This window comes from Amycolatopsis sp. NPDC003865 (assembly GCF_053605345.1).
This window is the reverse complement of the sequence record NZ_JBSGJA010000010.1, coordinates 124625-149663: the sequence shown is the minus strand read 5'-3', so window position 1 is coordinate 149663 and position 25039 is coordinate 124625. Positions and strand designations below refer to the sequence as shown.

Genomic DNA, 25039 nt, shown 5'->3' with positions numbered 1-25039 from the left:
GTTCTCCCCTTCGCCGGTGCGTCTACTGGGGCCGGGAGCCCTGCGGCACCGGCACCCGGTGCAGCACCGCCCGCACGACGTCGGTCGCCGACCGGCGCGCCGCGTGGGCCTCGGTGGTCAGCACCAGGCGGTGCGCGAGCACCGGCACCGCGACCGTGTGCAGGTCGTCCGGCACCACGTAGTCGCGCCCGGACAGCGCCGCCTGCGCCCGCGCCGCGCGGACGAGGTGCAGCGTCGCGCGCGGGGACGCGCCGAGCCGGATCTCCGGGACCTGGCGGGTGGCCGCGACGAGGTCGACGGCGTACCGGCGGACCTCCGGGGCGATGTGGACGCCGCGGACGGTCTCGATCAGCCGGTGCACGGTCTGGCCGTCGGACACCGGCTGCAGCTCTTCGAGCGGGTTGTGGCCGGCGTGCTCGTCGACCATGGCCAGCTCGGCCTGCTGGTCGGGGTAGCCGATGGAGACGCGCGCGGTGAACCGGTCGCGCTGGGCCTCAGGAAGGGCGTAGGTGCCTTCCATCTCGATCGGGTTCTGCGTGGCGATCACCATGAACGGCTGCTCGAGCCGGTACGTCGAGGTGTCGACGGTGACCTGGTGCTCTTCCATGCACTCCAGCAGCGCCGACTGCGTCTTCGGCGAAGCGCGGTTGATCTCGTCGCCCACCACGATGTTCGCGAACACCGGGCCGGGGCGGAAGTCGAACTCGCCGGACTGGCGGTTGTAGATGGAGACGCCGGTGACGTCGCTCGGCAGCAGGTCCGGGGTGAACTGGATGCGGCTGACCGTGCAGTCGATCGACCGGGCCAGCGCCTTGGCCAGCGAGGTCTTCCCGACGCCGGGCACGTCCTCGACCAGGAGGTGGCCTTCGGCGAGCAGTGTGACCAGCGCGATCCGGATGACGTCGGGCTTGCCGACCAGGACCCGTTCGACGTTGGCGGCGATGCGCCGCGCGGTTTCGTGCAGTTCGTCCAGCGACACTCTGGCGGGGCGGCCGTGCGCCCGGCCGTTGCCCGTGGACTCCGCCGGATAAGGCGGCCGTCCGGATGCCTGCTCGCCCGATCCGGGCGCCGCAGACTGGATTCTCGACGTCACTCGACCTCCTGGTGGCGCATGGCCGCGCGCACTGTGCGCACCGCCGGGCCGAACGGCCCCCATCGCTGCTGTCCGCGCGCAGCGACCAGCCTTCCATCCAGTGTGTCAAACCCGGGCGAACCTGGGGGCGGAACCCCGGGAAGCCCCGGCGAGCACGCCCGGCACGACTGTTGATGACACTGCGCAAGCAGGGACGATACCCCGAACGGGTGTGTTGTCACCCGATTCTGGGCGCTCCCGCTGACAGCCCGCGCTGTTCTATGCTCCGATACGAGTTCGCCCGGCTACGGAGAGGCGTAACCGCTCATGAGCGAGGTGCGGGGGCAAACGTACGACGTCCGCGGGTTCGCGGTCGCGCCCGAGCTGGCCACGGACGCCTACGCGAAGCTCGGCGCGCTGCAGGACCTCGTCGGCGAGATGGTGCGCGAGGCCAAGGTCCTCGGCCGGACGGTGCCGCTCGGCGGCGGCTACGCGGGGGAGATCGGCAAGTTCATGGCCGAGTACGGCATCGGCGGGCAGGGCTCGGCCGTCCAGCAGCTGACCGCGTTCGGCAAGGAGCTCGAGACGCTGAAGCACCGGATCGGCCAGGCGCTGGCGAAGTACCAGCACGCCGACGAGCAGGCCGCGGACGGAGTGGACTGCACGGGTGGCTGAGCGGGTGCGCGAGAAACCGGGGGTGCGCCGGCGGCGGACGGTCCGGTGCCTCACGCCTGTCCTCCTCCTCTTCCTCTTGCTCGGCGGTTGCGGGCAGCAGCCCGCGGCCGAGCCCGCCACCGCGGGGCACACGTCGGCTTCCGCTTCCGCCACCGCCGCGCCCCCGCCGGTGGCCTGGACCGGTCTCGCCGCGATGGACCCGTGCGCGCTGCTCACCCCGCAGGACCGGTCGAGCGCCGGGATCAGCGTCCTCGGCAAGCCCAAGGACATCGCCGGTGCCCGCGCGTGCGACTGGAGCGTGCCCGGCACCTTCGGCGTCACCGTGACCCTCAGCGACACCGACGGGCTGGCCGACCTCGAGGTCGCGAAGAAGACGGCCACGAAGACCAAGGTCGGCGCCCACCCGGCGCTGCAGGTGGCGGACAAGAAGGCCGCCGACGGCACCTGCGCCGTCCTGCTCGCGGTGGGCGACGCGGCCAGCGTCCAGATCGACGTCAGCAACACCGGCTTCTCGGACACCCCGCTCGCCTGCCGCCGCGCGGGCACGGTGGCCGGGCTGGTCGAACCGAAGCTGCCCTGAGAGAGGTGCACCGTGCCCGAACCCCCCGTTCCGACCGCGCGGTACGAGTCCTACAGCCACGAGGCCATGGCCGCGGAGGTCGAGCGGGACAACGACCCGGTCGCCGCGGGCGAGGCGGGCGCGCGCTGGGACGGGCTGGCGAAACGGCTGCACGAGTCGACCGCCGACCTCGCCGCGCTGGTCTCGTCCTCGGAGGAGAACTGGCGCGGGCAGGCGGGGGACGCGGCGCGGGCGGCGCTGGGCCGGGCTGCGCGGTGGCTCTCGCACTCGGCCGCCGTCTCGGCGTCGGTGGGCAGCGCGGTCGGCGCGCAGGCGGACGCGGCCGCGCGGGCCCGCGCCGACATGCCGCCGCCGGTGGACTACGACCCGGCGGCGATGATCCGGGACGCCGCCTCGTCCGGGAACGTGCTCGTCCTGGCCGGGCTGGCCGACGAGATGGCGGCCCGCCGCGCCGAGGCGGAAGCGGCGCGCCAGAAGGCGATCGACGTGCTCCGCACCCGCGACGCGGCCCTGCGCGGCCACGTCCCGGCCCAGTCGTTCGAGGCGCCGCCGACGCTGGGGCCGGCTTGATCCGCGTTTCCGCGTCGGCGTTCGACATCCTCTGGACCGACCTGGGCCACGACCGCCCGCCGGAGCCGCTGACGGTGCGCAGCGTCGGCGGCACGGAGGAGGAGCGCGCCGAGGTGCGGAAGGCGGTGTACGAGAACCTCGCCGGCCGCGGCCTGTACGACGGGTCCCGCATCGAGCCGGCGCTGGCCGCGCGGCTGGAGATCCTCGCCGGCGGCGAGGTGTACGTGGCGTGCGAAGCACTGGCGGACATGACGGCGCTCTCGCCGTTCCGCGCGGTGACGGCGGTTCGCGGGCGCCGTGGCGTGCTGGCGACCCAGCCGGAGCAGACGATCGCGCTGGATTCGATCGGCCCGGGCGAGCTGTGCACGGCGATCGTGGACGTCCTGCCGGAGCTGACGGCCGGCCCGGGGTACGGCATCAACCTGTCGGCTTCGGCACTGGCGGACCCGTCGGCCGCTTCGGGGGCGGCGTCCGCCCAGCTGCAGGAAGTGCTGGCGATCCAGGCACGGCCGGTTTACGCGGCGGGACAGTTCAGCGTGTCCCGGCGGGAGGCGTCGGGGCGGGTCGTGCGGGTGGGCGGGCTGACGTGGTTCGACACCGACGTGGGCGCGTACTGCGCGACCAAGACGCCGGGGCGTGGTGGGGCGGAGTGGGTCAGCGTGAGCCCGGTCGACAGCGCGCGGTTGACGTCGCGCATCGCGGCCTTGGTGACTCCGGAGGACTGACGTCCGAGCCGGGCCGCCGGTATCCCCACCGGCCCCCACCCGAGGCCCCCACCAAGCCCCACCCGCGGCCCCCACTCGACCCCACAACCCTGCCCCCGGGTTCTTTCGCGGCCGTTATGCGGACGCATGAGAAACAGCTGAGGTTGCTCCGGCCCCCGGCATGGGGGATCTTGGCCACCGTCCCCCACGCCACCCCCCACCTGCCCCCACCCTGCTGACCTGCGCAAACGGACCACACGACGGAGTGAGCCGCCGGTTTCCCGCGTTGACTGTGGTGAAAAGTGGGGTACGGTGGTGGCCAGTGGGGCGGAAGGGAGGCCCCGGAGCCGTAGCCGGTGGTTCGCCGCCGGATGCGGTAGGGAGGTGGAGGCCGTGTTCCTCGGCACCCACACCCCGAAGCTGGACGACAAGGGGCGGCTCGCGCTGCCCGCGAAGTTCCGTGACGCCTTGGCGGGTGGGCTGATGCTTACCAAGGGGCAGGACCACTGCCTCTTCGTCTTCCCCCGCGCCGAGTTCGAGCAGATGGCGCGCAAGGTCGCCGAGGCCCCGTTCACCAACGAGGCCGTCCGGGCCTACCAGCGCTACCTGTTCGCGGGCACGGACGAGCAACGGCCGGACGGCCAGGGGCGCATCAGCATCGCGCCCGAGCTCCGCCGCTACGCGGGGCTCAGCAAGGAGTGCGTGGTGATCGGGGCGATCACCAGGCTGGAGATCTGGGACGCCCAAGCGTGGCAGGGCTACCTGGAGGAACACGAAGACAGCTACGCGAAGGCTCGAGAGGAAGTACTGCCGGGCGTCTTCTAGACGCGCGGACGCGGTGCACCGTCGTCGTCGGGGGACGAGGGGTTCGCCGCCCGCGCGAGGAGGAGAAGCCCACCCGGATGCCGTGAGGCCTCTGTCCGCTCAACAGCCCTGGTGCACCTTCCCCGGTACCAGGTCCGCAGCGGGCGGACAGGGACCTGACGGCATCCGCCATATTTCCCCCGGGCCGCCCAGGCGAGAAAGGGGGAGGGGAACATGACGGCACCCGAGCACGTCCCGGTGCTGCTCGACCGGATCGTCGAGCTGTTCACTCCCGTGTTCGCCGACCGCGACGGCGTCCTCGTGGACGCGACCGTCGGCCTCGGCGGCCACTCCGACGCCCTCCTCGACGCCTTCCCGCGGCTGCGTCTTGTCGCGCTCGACCGCGACCCCGCCGCGCTCGAGAAGTCGGCGGAGCGCCTCGCCCGCCACGGCGACCGCGTCGACTTCGTGCACACCGTCTACGACGGACTCCCGGAAGCCCTCGAAAGCGTCGGCATCGAGAAGGCCGACGGCATCCTGTTCGACCTCGGCGTCTCGTCGATGCAGCTGGACCGCGCCGAGCGCGGGTTCGCCTACGCCAAGGACTCGCCGCTGGACATGCGGATGGACCCGACCACCGGGTTCACCGCCGCCGACGTGCTCAACACCTACGCACCGGGCGAGCTGGTCCGCATCCTGCGCGACTACGGCGAAGAACGCTTCGCGCAGCGGATCGTCAAGGCGGTCGTGAAAGCCCGCGAACAGGAGCCGTTCACGACCAGCGGGCGCCTGGTCGAGCTGCTCTACGACGCCGTCCCGGCCGCCACCCGCCGCACCGGCGGGCACCCGGCCAAGCGCACCTTCCAGGCGCTGCGGATCGAGGTCAACGGCGAGCTGGAGGTGCTGCGCCGCGCCCTGCCCGCCGCGCTCGGGGCCCTGCCGGTCGGCGGGCGGATCGTCGTCGAGTCCTACCAGTCACTGGAAGACCGGCTCGTCAAGCAGGCGCTGACCGAGCTCGCGAAGTCCCGCACCCCGGAGGGGCTCCCGGTCGAGCTGCCGGGACACGGACCGGAGCTGAAGCTCCTGACCCGGGGCGCCGAAAAGGCCGGCGAAGAGGAGATCGAACGGAACCCGCGCGCCGCCTCGGTGCGGCTGCGGGCCGCAGAGAGGATCGGAGAGCCGCGATGACCGCTCCCGCGAAGTCCCGCCGCCCGGCCGCGCCGGCGACGCGAGGCCGCAGCGAGGCCGCCCGCACCTCGACCACCGTCGAGCCGGACCCGCGGACCACCCAGCCGGGCAAGGCCGCGCCGCGCCGCGCGTCGCGGGGCCGCACGTCCGCGGCCGAGCGCGCCTACGCACGCCGCGCCCAGCGGGCCGACCTGCTCAAGGAGCGCGAGCCGCGGCCGCGGCCGAAGGCCGAGCCGGTGGAGCCGAAGCCGAAGTTCAAGCTGCGGCTGCCGAAGTCGCGCGCGTCGTTCGTGCTGATGATGATGGCGCTGCTGGCCGCCGGCGTGGCGACCACGCTGTGGCTGACCACCCAGGCGATCGCCGACTCCTACCGGCTCGAGCAGCTGCGCACCACGAACGCGAGCCTGGCCGAGACGAAGGAGCAGCTGCAGCGCGACGTCGCCAAGGCGGAGTCGCCCGCGTCGCTGGCCCCCGCGGCCCAGCAGCTGGGCATGGTGCCGGGTGGCGACCCGGCGCGCATCGTCGTCGGCCCGGACGGGAAGACCTCACTCGTCGGCGAGCCCAAGAAGGCCAAGGCGGACACGCCGGCGGCGCCGGTCGCGCCGCCCGCCGCGCCCGCCGCGGGCACGCAGTCGCAGCAGGGCGCGCCGATCGAGGGCGACCAGCCCGCCGTGCCGGCCGACGCGCAGCCGCCCGCCCAGCCGGGGGCCGGCCAGTGATGGCTTCCGGCCGGGGACAGGCCCGGGCGCGCACCAGGGGCAGCGCGCGACGGACCTATGCCGCCGGGACGCGCAGCGCGGCCGCGCGGCGGGGCAACGGCGGCCACCGCGGCCGGTTCTCCGCCGTGCGCCTGATCCTGGTCGCCATCCTGCTCGTCGCGGGCGTGAAGCTGGTGCAGGTGCAGTGGTTCGACGCCGCGGCGCTGTCGGCCGCGGCCGAGCGGCAGCGCACCCAGACCATCGACATCCCGGCCCAGCGCGGGTCCATTGTGGACCGCAACGGCGCCAAGCTGGCGTTCAGCGTCGAGGTGCGCTCGCTGTCGGTGAACCTCAAGGCGTTCCACAAGAGCATGGACGACTTCGCCGCGAAGAACCCCGGCACGAAGAAGACGTTCGACAACGAAACCGCGGCGGCCGCGAAGTACATCGCCGCCAAGGTGCCGACGCTCACCGAGCAGCAGCTGCTCGACCTCTTCCACAAGCCGGTGTCGTTCACCTACCTGGAACACAACGTCGAGCCGTCGGTCGCCGCCGACATCGTCAAGAACTACCCGTGGATCGGGATCGAGAAGCGCGCGCTGCGCGAATACCCGGGCGGCAGCCTGGCGTCCAACATCGTCGGCGCCGCGAACTGGCGCTCCGACGACCCGGACGTGTCCAAGCACAACCTGCACGGCCTGGTCGGGCTGGAACTCGTGCGCGACAACGACCTGGCGGGCACGCCGGGCCGGATGCTGGTCAACACGAAGAACGGCAGCGACAACGTCGTCATCCCGGGCACCGAGCGCGACCTGCAGGCCGCCGTGCCGGGGTCGGACCTCGAGCTGACCATCGACTCCGACCTGCAGTACGAGGTCCAGCGGCAGCTGTCGGACTACGTCCAGCAGTCGCACGCCAAGGGCGGGCAGGCGGTCGTCCTCGACGCCAAGACCGGCGAGGTCTACGCGCTGGCCAACGACACCACGTTCGACCCCAACGACCAGAGCACGTGGACCCCCGACGACCTCAACAACCCGGCGGTCACCACGCCGTTCGAGCCGGGGTCGGTCAACAAGGTCGTCACCGCCACCGGGGCGATCGACTACGGCATCGCGACGCCGGAGTCGACGATCCAGGTGCCCGGCGCGCTGCAGGTGGCCGACAAGACCGTGCACGACGCCTGGACCCACGGCACGCAGAACTTCACCACCGCCGGGATCTTCGCCAAGTCGTCCAACATCGGGACGCTGCTGCTGGCGCAGAAGATCGGCGAGGAGCGCTACTCGGACCTGCTCAAGAAGTTCGGGCTCGGCCAGCGCACCGGCGTCGGCCTGCCCGGCGAGAGCGCCGGGGTCGTGCCGGCGCGCAGCCAGTGGTCGGCGACGACGTTCGGCAACCTGCCCATCGGGCAGGGCCTGTCGATGACCGTGCTGCAGATGGCCGGGATGTACCAGGCGATCGCGAACGACGGCCTGCGCGTCGAACCCCGGATCGTCAAGGCGAAGGTGAACTCCGACGGCACGACCGTGCCGGAGCCGGCGCCGAAGCAGGTCCAGGTGGTCAGCCCGCAGACGGCGAAGACGGTGCGCGACATGATGCGCGCCGTCGCGCAGAACGGCAAGGGCCTGCAGAAGGGCACCGCGCCGTCGGCGGCCGTCGAGGGCTACCAGATCTCCGGCAAGACGGGCACCGGCCAGCAGGTCGACCCGCGGACCAAGGCCTACAGCGACCACCTCTACAACATCACCTTCGCCGGCATCCTGCCCGCCGACCACCCGCGGTTCGTGGTCGGGATCCGGCTGGACGCGCCCGACACGACGCTGCCGGTCGGGCACTCCGCCGCGCCGCTGTTCCACACGATCGCGTCGTACCTGACGCAGCGGTACCAGATCCCGCTGTCGGACGGCCCGTCGCCGGAAGTCCCGCTGATCATCCCGTAAGCACAGTCTGTGAAGGCCCCCTCACCTGCGTGAGGGGGCTTCTTCGCGTCCACAGTGCACAACGGGAGGGAAAGCGTTGCGGTGCAACGGAGTGCGGGCCGCCGTCTAGCACATGTGCCTCAGCCGCGCGCAATCGCCGTACCGCGTGACGGGCCTCCGGACGGCCGCCGGTAGCCTCTTGGCCGTGTCCGTGTCCTCGTCCAGTTCCCAGGTGCCGGAAAGCCCGGTGAAAGCGGTGCCCGCGCCGCCCCGCCCGGCGCGCATCGACCCGGTCCCGCTGGCGACGCTGCTCGCCAGGGCGGACGCGCGGCTGATCGCCGACAGTCCCGACGCCGCCGACCTCACCGTCACCGGCACCACCCTGCGGGCCCAGCACGTGCTGCCCGGCGACCTGTTCGCCGCCCTGCCCGGCGCCCGCGCGCACGGCGCCGACTTCAGCGACCAGGCGGTCGCGGCCGGGGCCGTCGCGGTGCTCACCGACGCCGAAGGCGCCGAGCGCCCCGCCCTGCGCGACGCCGGCGTCCCGATCCTCGTGCACGCCGACCCGCGCGCCGCCCTCGGCGAGATCGCCGCCTGGATCTACGGCGAGCCCTCGCTGCGGCTGGCCGTCCTCGGCGTCACCGGCACGTCCGGCAAGACCACGACGTCCTACCTGGTCGACGCCGGCCTGCAGGCCGCGGGCCTGACCACCGGCCTGATCGGCACGGTCGAGACCCGGATCGCCGGCGAACGGCTGGTCAGCGGGTTCACCACCCCCGAAGCGCCGGACCTGCAGGCGCTGCTCGCGGTGATGCTCGAACGCGGCGTCACGCACGTGCCGATGGAGGTCTCCAGCCACGCGCTCGCGCTCGGCCGGGTCAACGGCACCCGGTTCGCGGTCGGCGCGTTCACCAACCTCTCCCAGGACCACCTGGACTTCCACAAGGACATGCAGGAGTACTTCGCCGCGAAGTCGCTGCTGTTCGACGGCCGCTCGACCACCGAGGTCGTCGTGGTCGACAGCGCCTGGGGCCAGGCCCTGCTCACGCCGCGGACGATCACCGTCACCACGGACCCGGGCACCGACGCCGCGTGGAAGGCCACCGACATCGAGGCCACCCCGCACGGCGAGCAGACGTTCACGCTGCACGGCCCGGACGGCGTCAGCGCGGCCGCCCGGATCCCGCTGCCCGGCGAGTTCAACGTCGCCAACGCCGTGCTCGCCGCCGCCATCCTCGGCAGCGCGGGCATCGCGCTGGAGCACATCGTCACCGGGCTCGCCGAGGTGCAGGTGCCGGGCCGGATGGAGCGGGTCTACGTCGGCCAGGAGTTCACCGCCGTCGTCGACTACGCCCACAAGCCGGCCGCGGTCGCCCAGGGCCTGGACGCGCTGCGGGCCCGTGCCGAGGGCCGGATCATCACCGTCCTGGGCTGCGGCGGGGACCGCGACACCGCCAAGCGCCCGATGATGGGCGAGGCGGCGGCCCGGCGCAGCGAGGTCCTGATCGTCACCGACGACAACCCGCGCTCCGAAGACCCCGCGGCGATCCGCGCCGCGATGCTCGCCGGCGCCCGCGCCGTCGGGCCCGCCGAAGGCGGCGAAGTCATCGAAATCGGCGACCGCCGCGAAGCCATCGAGCACGCCGTCGCGCTGGCCGGGCCGGGCGACATCGTCTTCCTCGCCGGCAAGGGGCACGAGTCCGGCCAGGAGGCCGGCGGTGTCGTGCACCCGTTCTCCGACCGCGACGAGCTGGCCGCGGCCATCCGCAACAAACTCGAGGTGAGTGTGTGATCGTGCTCAGCCTGGCCGAGATCGCCGACGTCGTCGGCGGCCGGCTGCACCGCGCCGACCCGGGCGCGCAGGTGACCGGCACCGTGGAGTTCGACACCCGGAAGCTCACGCCCGGCGGCCTGTTCGTCGCTCTGCCGGGGGAGAAGGTCGACGGCCACGACTTCGCCGCGCAGGCGGTCGAGGCCGGCGCGGTGGCCGTGCTGGCCGCCCGCGAGGTCGACGCTCCCGCGATCGTCGTCCCGCCGATCGGCGCGGGCGAGGCCCACGAGCGGTCGGTCGCGCTGACCGGCGACAAGGACGGCTCCGGCGCCGCCGTGCTGGCCGCGCTGGCCAAGCTCGCCCGGTTCGTCGTCCAGCGCCTGGCCGAGGGCACCCTGACGGTCGTGGGCGTCACCGGCTCGTCCGGCAAGACCTCGACGAAGGACCTGATCGCGCAGCTGCTGGAGCCGCTGGGCCCGACGGTCGCGCCGCCCGGGTCGTTCAACAACGAGCTGGGCCACCCGTGGACGGCGTTGCGCGCCGACGCCGAGACCCGCCACCTGGTGCTGGAGCTGTCCGCGCGCGGGCCCGGCCACATCGCCCACCTCGCCGAGATCGCCCCGCCGCGGATCGGCGCGGTGCTCAACGTCGGCAGCGCGCACGTCGGCGAGTTCGGCTCCCGCGAGGGCATCGCGAAGACCAAGGGCGAGCTGGTCGAGGCCCTGCCCGAGGACGGCGTCGCGGTGCTCAACCTCGACGACCCGCTGGTCGCGGCCATGGCGAGCCGCACGAAGGCCCGCGTGGTGTTCTTCGGCGAGAGCGCGTCCGCGCAGGTCCGCGCCGAGAACATCACGCTCGACGAGCAGGCCCGCGCGTCCTTCCGGCTGGTCACCCCGGCCGGGGCGGCGGACGTGGCGCTGCCGCTGCACGGCGAGCACCACGTGAGCAACGCCCTCGCGGCCGCCGCGATCGCCCTGGAGCTGGGGTCCTCGCCGGACGAGGTCGCCGCGCGGCTGTCGGCCGTGCAGCGGCGCTCGGCGCGGCGGATGGAGGTCGTCACCCGCGAAGACGGCGTCACGATCCTCAACGACTCCTTCAACGCCAACCCCGAGTCGATGCGGGCCGGCCTGAAGGCCCTCGCGGCGATGACGCGGGACTCCGGCCGCCGGTCCTGGGCCGTGCTCGGCGTGATGGGCGAGCTCGGCGCGGACGCGGTCACCGCGCACGACGAGATCGGGCGCCTGGTCGTCCGGCTCAACATCGCCAAGCTCGTCGTGATCGGCCCCGAGGCGGCGGCCATGCACCAGGGCGCGCACCAGGAGGGTTCCTGGGGCGAGGAGTCGGCACTGGTACCCGACGTCGAGGCCGCGATCGCCCTGCTGCATGATCAGCTCCGCCCGGGGGACGTGGTGCTGGTGAAGGCCTCCAAGGCCGCCGGCCTCTGGCGGGTCGCCGAGGCCCTCCTCGAACCCCGGGAAACCGACAACTCCGAGAATCGCTCGAACGGTGGTGACGCGTGATCAGCATCCTGATCGCGGCCGCGGCGGGCCTGCTGATCTCCATCCTGCTCACGCCCTACCTGATCCGGGTGTTCTCCCGGCAGGGCTTCGGCCAGGAGATCCGCGAGGAAGGCCCGCAGGGACACAAGTCCAAGCGCGGTACCCCGACCATGGGCGGGGTCGCGATCATCGTCGCGATGGTCGTCGGGTACTTCGCCGCGCACTTGATCAACTGGATGTTCAACTCCCGCAGCGGCGCGCCGACGGCCTCCGGGCTGCTGGTCCTGATGCTCGCGGTGGGCCTGGGGATCGTCGGGTTCCTCGACGACTTCATCAAGATCCGCAAGCAGCGCAACCTGGGGCTGAACAAGACCGCGAAGCTGGTCGGCCAGCTGGTCGTCACGGTCGCGTTCGCGGTGCTGGCGCTGAACTTCGCGGACTCGCGCGGCATCACGCCGGCGTCGGAGAGCCTCTCCTACGTCCGCGACCTGGCGCTGATCACGTTCCCCGCGGTGTTCTTCGTGATCTTCTGCTACATCGTGATCTCCGGCTGGTCGAACGCGGTGAACTTCACCGACGGCCTCGACGGCCTGGCCGGCGGCTCGGCGGCGATGGTGCTGGCCACCTACGTCGTCATCGCGTTCTGGCAGGAGCGGCTGAACTGCGCGAACGGCCCGGCGCCCGCCTGCTACGACGTCCGCGACCCGCTGGACCTGGCCGTGGTCGCCGCGGCGGCCACCGGCGCCTGCGTCGGGTTCCTCTGGTGGAACGCGGCCCCGGCGAAGATCTTCATGGGCGACACCGGCTCGCTGGCCCTCGGCGGCCTGGTCGCCGGCCTGTCCATGACGACCCGCACCGAGCTGCTCGCCATCGTCATCGGCGGCCTGTTCATGGTCGAGATGATCTCGGTGGTCGCGCAGATCGCGGTGTTCCGGACGACCCGGCGAAGGCTCTTCCGGATGGCCCCGTTCCACCACCACTTCGAACTCGCCGGGTGGGCGGAAACCACGGTCATCATCCGGTTCTGGCTGCTCTCGGCGATCTGCTGCATGTTCGGCCTGGGCCTGTTCTACAGCGAGCAGCTCGGCTTCGGCGGCTGACGTGGAGATCTCCGGTCGTCACGTGCTCGTCGCCGGTGCGGGGGTCACCGGCAAGTCGATCGTGCCCGTGCTGGTCGACCTCGGCGCGCGCGTCACGGTCACCGACGGCAACGCCGAACGCCTGGCCGAGCTGGAGGGCCTGGGCGCCGAGCTGGTGCCGGGCCTGACCGAGCCGCCGTCCGACGTCGTCCTCGTCGTCACCAGCCCCGGCTGGCGGCCGACGTCGCCGCTGCTGGTGGCCGCGGCCGAGGCCGGCGTCGAGGTGATCGGCGACGTCGAGCTGGCCTGGCGGGTCGGGCAGCTGCGCGAGCACCCGCCGGCGTGGCTGGTGGTCACCGGCACGAACGGCAAGACGACCACCGCCGGCATGCTGGAGTCGATCCTCAAGGCGGCCGGCAGCAACGCCGTGGCCTGCGGGAACATCGGCTACGCGGCGCTCGACGCGGTCCGGGCGGGCTACGACGTGCTGGCCGTCGAGCTGTCGAGCTTCCAGCTGCACTGGTCCTCGACGCTGGCCCCGGACGCGGCCGTGGTGCTCAACCTGGCCGAGGACCACATCGACTGGCACGGCTCGATGGAGGAGTACGCGGCCGCGAAGGGACGCGTCTACACCCGGGCCAAGGTCGCGGTGCACAACGCCGACGACGAGTGGTCCACCCGGATCGCCGAAGCGCACGCGGCCGAAGGCGCCCGCCGGATCGGCTTCCGGCTGGACACCCCGCGCGCCGGCGAGCTGGGCCTGGTCGAAGACCTGCTGGTCGACCGCGCCTTCGTCGCCGACCCGGCGACCAGCGCCGAGGAGCTGGCCACGCTGTCGGACGTCCGCCCGGCCGGCCCGCACAACGTCTCGAACGCCCTGGCCGCGGCCGCGCTGGCCCGCGCCCACGGCGTCTCGCCGGAGGCCGTGCTGAAGGGCCTGCGCGAGTACCAGCCGGCCCCGCACCGGGCCGTCGAGGTGGCCGAGGTCGGCGGCGTTCGGTACGTCAACGACTCGAAGGCGACCAACCCCCACGCGGCCGCCGGGTCGCTGCGGGCGCACGAGTCGATCGTGTGGATCGCCGGGGGCCAGCTCAAGGGCGCTTCGGTCGACGAACTGGTGAGCAGCATCGCCGGCCGCCTGCGCGGGGTTGTGCTACTCGGTGTCGATTCACCCGTGATCGCCGCCGCGGTCGCGCGACACGCGCCGGATGTCCCGGTGAACAGCCTCCGTCCGGGTGACCATGAACCCATGACTGCGGCGGTGAGTGCGGCCAGCGCGATGGCCCGGCCAGGTGACGTGGTGCTGCTGGCACCCGCCGCGGCGTCGTTGGACATGTTCTCGAGCTACGGCGAGCGCGGCGACGCGTTCACCGCGGCCGTGCACGTCCTTCGCGACGACGCAGCGGGGGAGCCGAGTGACGGTCACTGAGCCCAAGACGCCCCGGCCCCGGGAGACGCCGAAGCGGCCGCGCCGCGAGCGCAAGGAAAGCGGGTTCGTCGCCTTCCGCACCGCGCTGACCGCATGGCTCTCGCGCCCGCTGGCGTCGTTCCACCTCGTGCTCGCCCTCACCGGCGTGCTCACCGTGATCGGCGCCGTCATGGTGCTCTCGGCGTCGTCGGTCGCCTCCTACAACCCGAAGACCGGCAGCGGCGTGTACTCGCTGTTCGTCAAGCACCTGGTGTTCGTGGCCATCGGCTCGGTCGTGTTCTGGCTGGGCCTGCGGGTCAAGCTGGAGCGGATCCGCGCGATGTCGGCCACCGCGACGGTGATCTGCCTCGGCCTGCTGGTGCTGGTGCTGACCCCGCTCGGCTCGACGGTCAACGGCTCGCAGGGCTGGTTCAAGCTCGGCGACTTCACCTTCCAGCCGGTCGAGGCCGCGAAGGTCGCGCTCGCCTTCTGGGGCGCCCACATCCTGGTGATCAAGTACAACGTGATCCACCAGTGGCGGCACCTGCTGGTGCCCGTGGTGCCGATCGCGCTGCTGATGTTCGCCCTGGTCATGCTGCAGCCGGACCTCGGCGGCACGGTCACCCTCGCCGTCGTGCTGCTCGCGCTGCTGTGGTTCGCCGGCGCCCCGAAACGGCTGTTCGGCGTCATCCTCGCGGGCGGCCTGGCCGGCGTGCTCGTGCTCGCCCTCATCGCGCCCTACCGGCTCGCCCGGGTCATGTCGTTCCTCTCGCCGGACGCCGACACGACCGCCGAGGGCTTCCAGGCCAACCAGGCCAAGCTGGCGCTGGCCGACGGCGGGTTCCTCGGCAAGGGCCTCGGCCAGGGCGCGTCCAACTGGGGCTACCTGCCGAACGTGCAGAACGACTTCATCTTCGCCCTGATCGGCGAGGAACTCGGGCTGATCGGCTGCGTCGTCGTGCTCGCGCTGTTCGCCGGGGTCGCGATCGTCGGCCTGCGGATCGCCACCCGCAACATCGACCCGTGGATCCGGATCGTCTCCGGCACGCTGACGGTGTTCCTGGTGGCCCAGGCCGGCATCAACATCGGCTACGTCGTCGGCCTGCTGCCGGTCACCGGCGTCACGCTGCCGCTGATCTCCTACGGCGGGACGTCGCTGGTGATCACCATGCTCATCATGGGGGTGCTCGCGAACGCCGCCCGGCACGAACCGGAGGCGGTGGCCGCGCTGCGCACACAGGGGCCGGGTAAATTCGGACGCCTGCTGCGGCTGCCCGCGCCCGATCCGTACCGCCCGCCCGCCACCCGCAAGGGGGCGGCGCGCGCCGGGGCGAAGGCGGCCAGGCCCGCGCCCCGTGCGGCGCGGCCCGCCCCGGCGCAGGAACGACGCAGGTCGGTCCGCGAACCGGTGCGCCGCAGCGCGGCACGGACGAGCACGGCCACGTCTCGCGGCGGGGCCGCGCGGTCAACAGCGAGCCGTGGTACCCGGAGTACCGCGAACCGGAGAGGTCATTGGTGAGTAAGCCCGTCAAGGGAACCGAGCGAGCCGCCGCGGGCAAGGCGCCCGTGGTCGTGGTCGCCGGTGGTGGCACCGCAGGACACATCGAACCCGCCCTCGCCCTGGCCGACGCCGTCAAGCGGCTGCGCCCGGACGCGACGGTGATCGCCCTCGGCACCGAGCGCGGCCTGGAGAACAAGCTCGTCCCGGCCCGCGGGTACGACCTCGAGCTGATCCCGCCGGTGCCGCTCCCGCGCAAGCCGACCCCGGAGCTGCTGCGGCTGCCGCTGAAGGTCCGCGACTCGGTCCGCAGGACCCGTGAGGTGCTGGACCGGGTCGGCGCGGACGTCGTCGTCGGCTTCGGCGGCTACGTCGCCCTGCCCGCCTACCTCGCCGCGCGCGGGCGCGTCCCGATCGTCGTGCACGAGGCCAACAAGTCGGCCGGCCTGGCGAACAAGGTCGGCGCCCGGTTCGCGAAGCGCGTCGCCGTGGCGGTGGCGGGCACCCCGCTGCCGAACGCCGAGGTCGTCGGGATCCCGCTGCGGCGGTCGATCACGTCGCTGGACCGCGCCGCGTTGCGCGCCGAGGCCCGCGCGCACTTCGGGCTGGACCCGGACGCGCCGACGCTGCTAGTGTTCGGCGGTTCCCAGGGGGCCCAGTCGATCAACGCCGCGGTGTCCGGCGCGGCGAAGGACCTGGCCGACGCCGGCGTCGGCGTGCTGCACGCGCACGGCCCGAAGAACACGCTGGTCGTGCAGGAGTTCCCGGGCAAGCCGGCCTACGTGCCGGTGCCGTACCTGGAGCGGATGGACCTGGCCTACGCGGCCGCCGACGTCGCGATCTGCCGCTCGGGCGCGATGACGGTCGCCGAGGTGACCTCGGTCGGGCTGCCCGCGGTGTTCGTCCCGCTGCCGATCGGCAACGGCGAGCAGGCGTCCAACGGCCGGCCCGCCGTCGACGCCGGCGCGGCGCTGATGGTCGAAGACGCCGACTTGAGCCCGGCCAAGGTCGCCGAGCTGGTCGTCCCGCTGGTCACCGACGCCGACCGCGTCGCGAAGATGGGCGCGGCCGCGGTCGGCATGGGTCACCGCGAGGCCGACGAGACCCTCGCCCGCATGGTTTTGGAGGCCGCCGGTGCCTGAGTTGCCTGAAGAACTGCGCCGGGCGCACCTGATCGGGATCGGCGGGGCCGGCATGTCCGGCATCGCGCGGATCCTGCTGGCCCGCGGGGCATTCGTGTCGGGCTCGGACGCCAAGGAGTCGCGCGCGCTGCTGTCGCTGCGGGCCCAGGGTGCCGAGCTCTTCGTCGGCCAGAGCGCGTCGAACATTTCGGCGCTGGCGCAGCCGCCGTCCGCGGTGGTCGTCTCGACGGCGATCAAGGAGACCAACCCGGAGCTGGCCGCGGCCCGCGCCGCGGGGATCCCGGTGCTGCACCGGGCGCAGGCGCTGGCCGGGCTGATGGAAGGCCACCGCGTCGCCTGCATCGCGGGCACGCACGGCAAGACGTCGACGACGTCGATGCTGACCGTGGCGCTGCAGCACTGCCGGCTCGACCCGTCGTTCGCCATCGGCGGCGACCTCAACGAGTCCGGTGCCAACGCCCACCACGGCGAGGGCGGCATCTTCGTCGCGGAGGCCGACGAGAGCGACGGCTCGTTCCTGACGTATTCGCCGTCGGTCGCGGTCGTGACGAACGTCGAGCCGGACCACCTGGACCACCACGGCACCGCCGAGGCGTACACGAAGGTGTTCACCGAGTTCGTCGGCCGGATCGTGCCGGGCGGGCTGCTCATCGTCTGCGGTGACGACGCCGCGGCGGACGAGCTGGGGTCGCAGGCCGAGGAGATGGGCGTGCGCGTGCGCCGGTACGGCCGCACGGCGACGGACGCCCGGGTCCTGGACTACACCCCGGCGCCGGACGGCGGCGTCGTGCGGCTGCTGCTGGACGGCTCGGAGCTGTCGGTGCGGGTCGCCGTGCCGGGTGAGCACATGGCGTTGAACGCGGTCGCGGCGCTGCTGGCCGGAATCGAGCTGGGCGCGCCCGCTGCCGAGCTGGCGGACGGGCTCGCGGCGTTCGGCGGCGTCCGGCGGCGCTTCGAATTCAAGGGGCGGGCGGGCGACGTCCGCGTGTACGACGACTACGCCCACCACCCGACCGAGGTGGCCGCGCAGCTGCGCGCGGTCCGGACGGCGGCCGGGTCCGGCCGGGTCGTCGTCGTGTTCCAGCCGCACCTGTACTCGCGGACCAAGCTGTTCTCGGCGGAGTTCGCGGCGGCGTTGTCGCTGGCGGACGAGGTCGTCGTGCTGGACGTCTACGGGGCTCGTGAGGAGCCCGAGCCGGGCGTCACCGGCGCGCTGATCGCGGACCGGGTGACGGTGCCGGTGCACTACGAGCCGGCCTTCGACGTGGCTGCTCCGCTGGTGGCGGGCCTCGCTCGCGCGGGCGACCTCGTGGTCACCATGGGCGCGGGGGACGTGACGCAGCTGGGTCCGGAGATCCTCGCCGAGCTGGACAAGCGCTGAGCCGATGAGTCCGACCAGGGAACGCCGCCGTCCGCCCTCCGCCGAGGAGGAGACCCCGGATCGCGCCGCCCTGGCCCGGCAACGGCGCGGGCGGCGTTCCGAGGAGGAGCGCCGCCGCACCCGGGTCGCGCGTTCGTCGCCGCGCAACCGGCCGAACCGGCGGGTCGAGATCCGCCGCCGGTGGGTGGCGCTGCTGTCGGTGCTGACCGTGATCGCCTTGGTGTACCTGCTGTTCTTCAGCTCGATGCTGGGTGCGCAGGAGGTCTCGGTCAGCGGCTCGCGGACGGTGTCCGCCGACGCGATCCGCGGGGTCGCGGCGGTGCCGATGGACAAGCCGCTGCTGCGGCTGAGCACGGACGAGATCCGCGACCGGGTGGCGGCGATGCCGGGCATCGCGACGGTCGAGGTGTCGCGCTCGTGGCCGAACACGGTCGAGATCACGGTGACCGAGCGGACGGCGATCGCGTTCTTCGACAGCGGCCCGGGCGGCGACGGAGTCCACCTGGTCGACGGCGGCGGCGTGGTGTTCAAGACGGTGCCCGCGCGACCTTCGGGCTTGCCGGAGCTCAAGTTGCCGAAGGTGTCGGCCGACGACCCGGTGACCCGAGCGGTGACGGCGGTGCTGGGCGTGATCCCGGAGCAGCTGCTGAAGCAGGTCACGACGGCGACGGCCAAGACCCCGGCGAGTGTCGAGTTCACGTTGTCGAGCGGGAAGATCGTCCGCTGGGGAACGGCGGAGCAGACGGACCGCAAGGCCAAGGTCCTCGCGGCGCTGCTGACCCAGGAGGGCAAGATCTACGACGTCGCGGCGCCCGAGCTGCCGACCATCACTTCCTGAGAACTTATTCGCGTGCACCGTGGTTGTCGTATGCCGTACGATCTCGTACGGCATACGAGAACGAGGAGGGTGTTCATGACGATCCTGGTGACGGGAGCGACCGGCAGCGTCGGCCGCCTGGTGGTCGACGAGCTGCTGGCCGCGGGCGCCTCGGTGCGGGCGTTGACCGTGGATCCCGAGCGCGCGAAGCTGCCACCCGAGGCCGAGGTGGTCGTCGGGTCGCTCGCGCGGCCGTCGACCCTGCCGCTGGACGGCGTCGACGCGGTCTACCTCGCGCCCATGGCGCGGACCGTCCGGCGGTTCTGCGAGCTGGCCACCGACGCGGGGATCAAGCGGGTCGTCGCCTTGTCGGGGAGCAGCGTCGGCGACGACCACGAAGGCTCCAGTGGCAACGAGTACGGCGCCGTCGAGGCCGCCGTCCGGGAGGCCGGGTTCGCCTGGACGTTCCTGCGGCCCGGCGCGTTCATGAACAACACGCTCGACTGGGCGGACATGGTGCGCGCGGGCGAGGTCGCGGCGGCCTTCGGCGACGCGACGCAGACCCCGATCGACCTCGGCGACGTCGCCGCGGTCGCCGCCCGGGTGCTGACGACCGAAGGCCACATCGGCGGGACGTACGTCCTCAGTGGACCCGAGGCGATCAGCCTGCGCGGCCAGGTCGGAACGCTGAGTGCGGTGCTGGGCAAGGAAATCCGCTTCCGCGAGCTGACCAGGGACGAGCAGCGCGCGCAGTGGGTCGGCTTCGGCGTCCCGGAGCAGGCCGTCGACTGGATCCTCGAGGGCTTCGAGGAAACGCTGCGGCACCCGCAGGTGTCGACCGGCGTCGTCGAAGAGCTGCTGGGCCGCCCCGGCACGACATACGCGGAGTGGGTCGACGCGAACCGGGAGGTGTTCGCCTAGACCTCGGTGCGCGTCATCCCGGCCAGCCCGAGCAGCGGCAGCGCGCCCGCGAAGACGACCACCGCCGTCCACCCGCCCAGGTGGTAGGCGATCGAGCCCGCCTGCGAACCGATCGCGCCGCCGATGAAGAACGTTCCCAGGTACACGCTGTTCACGCGGGCCCTGGCCGACGGGTCCAGCTGGTAGATCACGTGCTGGCCGGTCACCAGCGTCGCCTGGACCGCCATGTCCACCGCGATCGCCGCGAGCGCCAGCAGGACGACGCTGTGCGCGCCGAACCCGGCCAGCGCGAAGGCCGCCGCGCACAGCGCGAACGCGCCCGCCGTGAGGCGGCGGCCGTGGCCGTGGTCGGACCAGCGGCCGGCCAGCGGGGCCACCAGCGCGCCGGCCGCGCCCGCCAGCGCGAACAGGCCGACGCCCAGCTGGCTGTAGCCGAACGGCGGTGCCGTCAGCACGAACGCGATCGTCGTCCAGAACGCGCTGAACGCCCCGAACATCGCCGACTGGTACAGCGCCCGGTGGCGCAGCGCGGGGTGCTTCTTCCACATGGCGAACGTCGAGCGCAACAGCTGTCCGTAGCGGACGTCCGTCTTGGGCGCCCGCGGCGGCAGGATGAACCGCAGCACGACGGCGAGCGCGGCCATCGCGGCCGCCGAGATCAGGAACACCACGCGCCAGCCGGTCACCTCGGCCAGCAGGCTCGCGACCACCCGGGACAGCAGGATGCCGAACAACAGCCCGCTCACCACGCGCCCGACGATGCGGCCGCGGATGGCGTCGGGGGAGATGTCGGCGGCGAACGGGATGAGGATCTGCACGACGACCGACGCCGCCCCGACGACCAGCGAAGCGATCAGCAGCACGGCGAACCCGGGCGCGACACCGGTGACGACGAGGGCGGCGCAGGCGACCGCGAGCAGCGTCGCGACGAGCCCGCGGTTCTCGAGCCGGTCACCGAGCGGGACGAGCAGCAGCATCCCGGCGGCGTAGCCGAGCTGGGTGGCGGTGACGACCCCGCCGGCGGCGGCCTCGCCGACGCCGAAGGTCTGCCGCAGCTCCGCGAGCAGCGGCTGGGCATAGTAGAGGTTCGCGACGGTCAGTCCACAGGAGACGGCCAGCAGCAGCACGAGCCACCCGGGCGGGGCCTTCTGCTCGGTCTCGGTCATGCGCGCCCCCCGAATGTGGAACCGGTTTGATCGGTTCCCGACGGTACCAGTCAAACCGGTTCCGGAGTACTGTGACCCCTATGACGGACCGATTCCGCGAAGGGGCGGGCAGGTTGTGCCTCGACTTCGTCCGCACGCTGCGCTACCGGGGGATGCCGTCGGAGTCGGAGGAGCTTCCGGACGCCGAGGCGTGGGGAGCGTGGATCGACCAGCTGGGCCCGTTCGCGACACCGGTCCGCCCGGCTTCGAGCGCGGACGCGCGGGCGTTGCGGGAGGCGATCCACGAGCTGCTCACCGGTGAAGTGCGCGAGGCGGCGCGCCGCCGGGTGAACCGGTTCGCGGCGCTGCCGGTACCCGCGCCTTCCCTGACGACGGCGGGCGAACTCCGCTGGCAGGCGGGGGATCCCGCGCAGGCGATGCTGGCTCTGCTGGCCCGGGACGCGCTGGACCTGGTGACGTCCCGGGAGTTCGGCCGGGTCCGGCGGTGCGCGGGGGAGAAGTGCGGCGCGCTGTTCCTGGACACGTCGAGACCGGGCACGCGCCGGTGGTGCTCGATGGAAATCTGCGGCAACCAGGCGAAGAAGTCGACTTATCGAGCCAAGGCGGCGGCCTCCTGACGTGCGACGGCCCCCTCGGAAACCCGAGGGGGCCGCCCGTGAACCGGACCTCAGTTGAGCGCCGCGTCCAGGGTGATCGTCGTGCCGGCCAACGCCTTCGACACCGGGCACGTCTTCTCGGCCGTTTCCGCGTACTCCGCGAACTGCTCCGCCGTCACGCCCTCGATGGACGCCCGCAACGTGATCGCGATGCCGCTGATCTCGAAGCCGCCGCCGGCGGCCGGGCCCAGCGTCACCTCCGCGCTCACGTCGATCGAGTCCGCTGTGAGCTTCTGGGCCTCCAGCACGCCCGACAGGTTCATCGCCAGGCACGACGAGTGCGCCGCCGCGATGAGCTCCTCGGGGCTCGTCTGGCCGTCCGGGTTGCCCGCCCGGGTCGGGAACGACACGCTGAACGTGCCGGCGTTGGACGAGTCCAGCGTGACCTCGCCCTTCCCGTTCTGCAGTCCGCCGACCCAGTGGGTGGTCGCGTCACGGCTGGGCATCAGGGCCTCCATGTGTGTAGGCGGTGGCCGACGCCGTCAGCCGCCGCAGGGTCGCTATCAGTTCCCGCCGGGAAGCGTCGTCGAGGCCCAGTGCGCAGCCGATCGCCGACGGGACGCCCGCCGCGCGGGTGCGCGTGGACCGGCCCTCCTCGGTCAGGCTGACCACCACGGTGCGTTCGTCCTCGGGCAGCCGCGCCCGGGTGACCAGCCCGTTGGCCTCGAGCCGCTTGAGCAGCGGGGAAAGCGTGCCGTAGTCCAGGTGCAGCGCCTCGCCGATCTCCTTGACCGGCCGGGCGTCGGACTCCCACAGCACCAGCAGCACGAGGTACTGCGGGTAGGTGAGCCCCAGTTCGCCGAGCAGGGGACGGTAGGTGTCCGTCACCGCGCGCGACGCCGCGTACAGCGCGAAGCAGGCTTGCTCGTCCAAGAGGAACTCATCCGGCACGCCCATTAACCTAGCCCACGATTACATCGTGCGCAAGGTATTCGGAACTGTCGGACCCCTCTGGCACAGTCCCGGGCATGACCAGACCCGACCGCCCGCAGGTCCCGCTCACCGGCGGCGAGCGCGAAATCCTGACCACCCTGCTCGACTACCACCGCGCCACGGTCGCCTGGAAGGCCGGCGGGCTCACCGGAGAGCAAGCCCGCCGGTCACACCTGCCGAGCGAACTGACGACCGTCGCCGGCCTGGTCGCCCACCTCACCCTCGACGAGTGGTTCTGGTTCGCCGTGGTCATCGCGGGCGAAGAGGACACCTGGGAGGAGAAGCTCGAGCGGGACCCGGACGCGGAGTTCCGGGTCCCGCCCGGGACCACGGTCGAGCAGCTCCTCGACGGCTACGCGAAGCAGTGCGCCCGTAGCCGCGAAATCGTGGCGGAGCACGGCTTCGACGACCGGGTGACGCACAAGGACGAGACCTTCACCGTCCGGTGGGTCCTCACGCACATGATCGAGGAGACCGCGCGGCACGTCGGCCACCTCGACGTGCTGCGCGAGCTCACCGACGGTCTCACCGGGGAGTGACCTTCTTGGGCGGCAACGGGAAGAACCCGCTGGTGCGCTCGACGTAGTGCGCGTACGCCGGGCGCGTGCGGGCCATTCCCTTCTCCAGCATGGGTTTGCCCGTCCCGCGGGCCAGCGTGAACGTCATCGCCACGGGGGAGAGGATCGTCGCCGCGCCCGGCCACGTCGAGCACGCCAGCAGGTAGAGGCCCCACCACACGCACGCGTCGCCGAAGTAGTTCGGGTGCCGCGTGTAGCGCCACAACCCCGTGTCGAGCACCTTGCCCTTGTTCCCCGGGTCGGCCTTGAACCGGCGCAGCTGGTCGTCGCCGATCGTCTCGAACGCGAAGCCGACCGCCCACACGGCCACCCCGAGCCAGCCCAGGACGCCGATCCCGGTGCCGTCCACCGCGAACTGCACCGGAAGGGAGACGAAGTACAGCACCACGGCCTGGAACAGGTAGATGCGCACGAACATCTTGAGCGGCCCGTAGCCCATCCGCGCGTACCGGGGGTCCTCGGGCAGGTTGTGGTTGCGCAGGTGCAGGTGCACCGAGAGCCGCACACCCCAGACGACGGTCAGGAGCACCACGACGAGCCGCAGGTACAGCGGGCCGTCGCCGAACGGGAACGCCGCGACCGCGACGATCGCGAACCCGAGCCCCCAGAACGTGTCGATCGTGTCGTAGCGCTTGCGCGCCCGCGCGATCCCGAAGGTCACGACGACCGCCACGAGCGTGACGGCGGCGGTGACGAGCAGCTGCGGCATCAGCACCACTCCCGCGTCGCCGGCATCCCGCTGCGGCCGTGCTCGTCCGGCCGCACGGAAAGGATCTGGTCCACGCCCATCCGGTTCTCCTCGAACGCCAGTGCCCCGCCCACCAGGTACAGCCGCCAGACCCGCGCGCCGGTCTCGCCGATCAGCGCGACGACGTCGGCCCAGTTCTCCTCCAGCGTGGCGGCCCAGGCGCGGACCGTCCAGACGTAGTGCTCGCGCATCGCGTGCACGTCCCGCACCTCGAGGCCCGCGGTCTCCAGGTGGTCGATGGTCCGGCCCACCGGCCGCATCGTCATGTCCGGGGCGATGTACCGCTCGATGAACGCGCCGCCGCCGGGGGCGACGTTCCCGCGCGACATCTGCTGGATGAGCACCCGGCCGCCGGGCTGCACCATGCGATGCAGCGTCGCGGCGTACGTCGGGTAGTTGATCTCGCCGACGTGCTCGCCCATCTCGATGGACGCGACCGCGTCGAACGGCGCGTCCGGCAGCTCGCGGTAGTCCTGGCGCCGCACATCGACGCGGTCTTCGAGGTCGTGCTGGGCGAGCCGGCCGCGGATGTGCTGCAGCTGCTCGGCCGAGAGCGTGATGCCGACGGCGTGCACGCCGTGGTGCTTGGCCGCGTGGACCAGCAGCGAGCCCCAGCCGCAGCCGATGTCCAGCAGCCGCATGCCCGGCCGCAGGCCCAGCTTGCGGCAGATCATCTCCAGCTTGTCGTGCTGGGCCTGTTCGAGGCTCTGGGACTCCGAGGTGAAGTACGCGCTCGAGTAGGCCATCGACTCGTCCATGAGCAGCTGGTAGAAGGCGTTGCTCAGGTCGTAGTGGTGGGCGATGGCGGACTTGTCCCGCAGCAGGCTGTGCAGCTTGCCGGTGAGCCGGGCCTCCTCGGCGGGCGGCTTCGGCGGCGGTCCGACCACCCCCAGCGCGGCGGCGAGCCGGACGGCTTCGGCCCATTCGCGCGGGCCGAGTTTCGCCCGCTTCAGCTCCCCCGAGCGGGTGAGGGCCCAGATCCGGCGGAAGCCGTCCGCCAGATCCCCTTCGACGTCGAGGTCACCGGTGACGTAGGCGCGGGCGAGCCCCAGCTCGCCCGGCGCGTAGAGGAGGCGGCGCAGGGCACGGCGGTTGCGCAGGACGACGGTGGGCGCGTCCACTGGGCCCACGCGGGTTCCGTCCCAGGTCCGCAGGCCGACGGGGAGCTGCCCGCCGAGGAGCTTTTCGGCGAACGAGGCGAGGCGGTGCGCGGTGCTGTTCGGCATGTCCGG

General features: G+C 72.6%; 25 protein-coding genes. 19 read left to right on the top strand and 6 right to left on the bottom strand.

The annotated features are described in order from the left end of the window. Positions 1–22: 22 nt before the first annotated feature. The gene (locus tag ACWEVP_RS24220; RefSeq protein WP_364459146.1) at positions 23–1093 is read right to left on the bottom strand and encodes an AAA family ATPase; all 1071 of its coding nucleotides are present in this window, start codon (positions 1091–1093) and stop codon (positions 23–25) included. A 306-nt stretch (positions 1094–1399) separates the two neighbouring features. Here ACWEVP_RS24220 and ACWEVP_RS24215 point away from each other — a divergent pair, with 306 nt between their 5' ends. From ACWEVP_RS24215 to ACWEVP_RS24135, 17 genes are all read left to right on the top strand, one after another. Next, positions 1400–1747, top strand: a complete 348-nt coding sequence (locus tag ACWEVP_RS24215) for a hypothetical protein (RefSeq protein ID WP_452064837.1) — start codon at positions 1400–1402, stop codon at positions 1745–1747. After that, positions 1740–2327, top strand: a complete 588-nt coding sequence (locus ACWEVP_RS24210) for a DUF3558 domain-containing protein (protein ID WP_452064836.1) — start codon at positions 1740–1742, stop codon at positions 2325–2327. Before ACWEVP_RS24215 ends, ACWEVP_RS24210 begins: the two co-directional genes overlap by 8 nt. A 12-nt stretch (positions 2328–2339) precedes the next feature. Beyond that, entirely contained in the window at positions 2340–2897 is a 558-nt protein-coding gene (locus ACWEVP_RS24205; RefSeq protein WP_452064835.1) for a PPE domain-containing protein, read from the top strand. Then, positions 2894–3622, top strand: coding sequence for an ESX secretion-associated protein EspG (locus tag ACWEVP_RS24200; protein ID WP_452064834.1), 729 nt, complete (start codon positions 2894–2896; stop codon positions 3620–3622). The genes ACWEVP_RS24205 and ACWEVP_RS24200 overlap by 4 nt, the downstream gene beginning before the upstream one ends. 372 nt (positions 3623–3994) lie before the next feature. Next, on the top strand, positions 3995–4426 hold the full coding sequence (gene mraZ / locus ACWEVP_RS24195; RefSeq protein ID WP_086670270.1) for a division/cell wall cluster transcriptional repressor MraZ: 432 nt from the start codon (positions 3995–3997) through the stop codon (positions 4424–4426). A gap of 213 nt (positions 4427–4639) precedes the next feature. Beyond that, on the top strand, positions 4640–5593 hold the full coding sequence (gene rsmH, locus ACWEVP_RS24190) for a 16S rRNA (cytosine(1402)-N(4))-methyltransferase RsmH (RefSeq protein ID WP_452064833.1): 954 nt from the start codon (positions 4640–4642) through the stop codon (positions 5591–5593). Continuing rightward, positions 5590–6312 carry a hypothetical protein gene (locus ACWEVP_RS24185; protein WP_452064832.1) on the top strand — a complete coding sequence of 241 codons (723 nt, stop codon included), beginning with the start codon at positions 5590–5592 and terminating at the stop codon, positions 6310–6312. The genes rsmH and ACWEVP_RS24185 overlap by 4 nt, the downstream gene beginning before the upstream one ends. Next, positions 6312–8231, top strand: a complete 1920-nt coding sequence (locus ACWEVP_RS24180; protein WP_452064831.1) for a peptidoglycan D,D-transpeptidase FtsI family protein — start codon at positions 6312–6314, stop codon at positions 8229–8231. Before ACWEVP_RS24185 ends, ACWEVP_RS24180 begins: the two co-directional genes overlap by 1 nt. 226 nt (positions 8232–8457) lie before the next feature. Continuing rightward, positions 8458–10002, top strand: coding sequence for a UDP-N-acetylmuramoyl-L-alanyl-D-glutamate--2,6-diaminopimelate ligase (locus ACWEVP_RS24175; protein WP_452064977.1), 1545 nt, complete (start codon positions 8458–8460; stop codon positions 10000–10002). Next, entirely contained in the window at positions 9999–11501 is a 1503-nt protein-coding gene (locus ACWEVP_RS24170; protein WP_452064830.1) for a UDP-N-acetylmuramoyl-tripeptide--D-alanyl-D-alanine ligase, read from the top strand. The genes ACWEVP_RS24175 and ACWEVP_RS24170 overlap by 4 nt, the downstream gene beginning before the upstream one ends. Further along, entirely contained in the window at positions 11498–12580 is a 1083-nt protein-coding gene (gene mraY / locus ACWEVP_RS24165) for a phospho-N-acetylmuramoyl-pentapeptide-transferase (RefSeq protein ID WP_372666955.1), read from the top strand. The genes ACWEVP_RS24170 and mraY overlap by 4 nt, the downstream gene beginning before the upstream one ends. Position 12581: 1 nt before the next feature. Further along, entirely contained in the window at positions 12582–13988 is a 1407-nt protein-coding gene (gene murD, locus ACWEVP_RS24160; protein ID WP_452064829.1) for a UDP-N-acetylmuramoyl-L-alanine--D-glutamate ligase, read from the top strand. Next, positions 13975–15486, top strand: a complete 1512-nt coding sequence (ftsW, locus tag ACWEVP_RS24155) for a putative lipid II flippase FtsW (protein ID WP_452064828.1) — start codon at positions 13975–13977, stop codon at positions 15484–15486. The genes murD and ftsW overlap by 14 nt, the downstream gene beginning before the upstream one ends. Next, complete coding sequence (gene murG, locus ACWEVP_RS24150; protein ID WP_452064827.1) at positions 15483–16607, top strand: undecaprenyldiphospho-muramoylpentapeptide beta-N-acetylglucosaminyltransferase; 1125 nt, start codon at positions 15483–15485, stop codon at positions 16605–16607. Before ftsW ends, murG begins: the two co-directional genes overlap by 4 nt. Next, positions 16600–17988 carry a UDP-N-acetylmuramate--L-alanine ligase gene (gene murC / locus ACWEVP_RS24145; protein WP_452064826.1) on the top strand — a complete coding sequence of 463 codons (1389 nt, stop codon included), beginning with the start codon at positions 16600–16602 and terminating at the stop codon, positions 17986–17988. Before murG ends, murC begins: the two co-directional genes overlap by 8 nt. A 4-nt stretch (positions 17989–17992) precedes the next feature. Next, positions 17993–18826, top strand: a complete 834-nt coding sequence (locus tag ACWEVP_RS24140) for a cell division protein FtsQ/DivIB (protein ID WP_452064825.1) — start codon at positions 17993–17995, stop codon at positions 18824–18826. Between the two features lie 75 nt (positions 18827–18901). Further along, positions 18902–19726: an NAD(P)H-binding protein gene (locus ACWEVP_RS24135; RefSeq protein ID WP_452064824.1), complete on the top strand. Its 825-nt coding sequence runs from the start codon at positions 18902–18904 to the stop codon at positions 19724–19726. Here the strand turns inward: ACWEVP_RS24135 and ACWEVP_RS24130 are convergent. Next, the gene (locus ACWEVP_RS24130) at positions 19723–20892 is read right to left on the bottom strand and encodes an MFS transporter (protein WP_452064823.1); all 1170 of its coding nucleotides are present in this window, start codon (positions 20890–20892) and stop codon (positions 19723–19725) included. The two genes, ACWEVP_RS24135 and ACWEVP_RS24130, sit on opposite strands and share 4 nt — an antisense overlap. 80 nt (positions 20893–20972) lie before the next feature. On the opposite strand from ACWEVP_RS24130, the gene ACWEVP_RS24125 reads away from it, so the two are divergent. After that, a complete protein-coding gene (locus ACWEVP_RS24125; RefSeq protein WP_452064822.1) occupies positions 20973–21509 on the top strand; it encodes a CGNR zinc finger domain-containing protein in 537 nt (178 codons plus the stop codon). Between the two features lie 50 nt (positions 21510–21559). Here ACWEVP_RS24125 and ACWEVP_RS24120 read toward each other — a convergent pair whose 3' ends face one another. Together ACWEVP_RS24120 and ACWEVP_RS24115 are read right to left on the bottom strand one after the other, a co-directional pair. Further along, entirely contained in the window at positions 21560–21994 is a 435-nt protein-coding gene (locus ACWEVP_RS24120; protein WP_247024743.1) for an OsmC family peroxiredoxin, read from the bottom strand. Further along, positions 21981–22445 (bottom strand): MarR family winged helix-turn-helix transcriptional regulator, encoded by a 465-nt coding sequence (locus tag ACWEVP_RS24115; RefSeq protein WP_452064821.1) that lies wholly within the window; start codon positions 22443–22445, stop codon positions 21981–21983. The genes ACWEVP_RS24120 and ACWEVP_RS24115 overlap by 14 nt, the downstream gene beginning before the upstream one ends. 71 nt (positions 22446–22516) lie before the next feature. Between ACWEVP_RS24115 and ACWEVP_RS24110 the strand changes: the two genes are divergently transcribed. Continuing rightward, entirely contained in the window at positions 22517–23020 is a 504-nt protein-coding gene (locus ACWEVP_RS24110; protein WP_452064820.1) for a DinB family protein, read from the top strand. Here the strand turns inward: ACWEVP_RS24110 and ACWEVP_RS24105 are convergent. Together ACWEVP_RS24105 and ACWEVP_RS24100 are read right to left on the bottom strand one after the other, a co-directional pair. Then, complete coding sequence (locus ACWEVP_RS24105; protein ID WP_452064819.1) at positions 23007–23768, bottom strand: DUF1295 domain-containing protein; 762 nt, start codon at positions 23766–23768, stop codon at positions 23007–23009. The two genes, ACWEVP_RS24110 and ACWEVP_RS24105, sit on opposite strands and share 14 nt — an antisense overlap. Further along, on the bottom strand, positions 23768–25033 hold the full coding sequence (locus ACWEVP_RS24100; protein ID WP_452064818.1) for a class I SAM-dependent methyltransferase: 1266 nt from the start codon (positions 25031–25033) through the stop codon (positions 23768–23770). Before ACWEVP_RS24100 ends, ACWEVP_RS24105 begins: the two co-directional genes overlap by 1 nt. Between the last annotated feature and the right edge of the window lie 6 nt (positions 25034–25039).

Excerpts from the sequence above, each read along its gene's own strand:
- ACWEVP_RS24125 (WP_452064822.1), top strand. The coding sequence starts at position 20,973 with ATGACGGACCGATTCCGCGAAGGGGCGGGCAGGTTGTGCCTCGACTTC.
- rsmH (WP_452064833.1), top strand. The coding sequence starts at position 4,640 with ATGACGGCACCCGAGCACGTCCCGGTGCTGCTCGACCGGATCGTCGAG.
- ACWEVP_RS24215 (WP_452064837.1), top strand. The coding sequence starts at position 1,400 with ATGAGCGAGGTGCGGGGGCAAACGTACGACGTCCGCGGGTTCGCGGTC.
- ACWEVP_RS24180 (WP_452064831.1), top strand. The coding sequence starts at position 6,312 with ATGGCTTCCGGCCGGGGACAGGCCCGGGCGCGCACCAGGGGCAGCGCG.
- ACWEVP_RS24100 (WP_452064818.1), bottom strand. The coding sequence starts at position 25,033 with ATGCCGAACAGCACCGCGCACCGCCTCGCCTCGTTCGCCGAAAAGCTC.
- ACWEVP_RS24130 (WP_452064823.1), bottom strand. The coding sequence starts at position 20,892 with ATGACCGAGACCGAGCAGAAGGCCCCGCCCGGGTGGCTCGTGCTGCTG.
- ACWEVP_RS24110 (WP_452064820.1), top strand. The coding sequence starts at position 22,517 with ATGACCAGACCCGACCGCCCGCAGGTCCCGCTCACCGGCGGCGAGCGC.
- ACWEVP_RS24185 (WP_452064832.1), top strand. The coding sequence starts at position 5,590 with ATGACCGCTCCCGCGAAGTCCCGCCGCCCGGCCGCGCCGGCGACGCGA.
- ACWEVP_RS24115 (WP_452064821.1), bottom strand. The coding sequence starts at position 22,445 with ATGGGCGTGCCGGATGAGTTCCTCTTGGACGAGCAAGCCTGCTTCGCG.
- ACWEVP_RS24105 (WP_452064819.1), bottom strand. The coding sequence starts at position 23,768 with ATGCCGCAGCTGCTCGTCACCGCCGCCGTCACGCTCGTGGCGGTCGTC.
- ACWEVP_RS24120 (WP_247024743.1), bottom strand. The coding sequence starts at position 21,994 with ATGCCCAGCCGTGACGCGACCACCCACTGGGTCGGCGGACTGCAGAAC.
- ACWEVP_RS24135 (WP_452064824.1), top strand. The coding sequence starts at position 18,902 with ATGACGATCCTGGTGACGGGAGCGACCGGCAGCGTCGGCCGCCTGGTG.
- ACWEVP_RS24140 (WP_452064825.1), top strand. The coding sequence starts at position 17,993 with ATGAGTCCGACCAGGGAACGCCGCCGTCCGCCCTCCGCCGAGGAGGAG.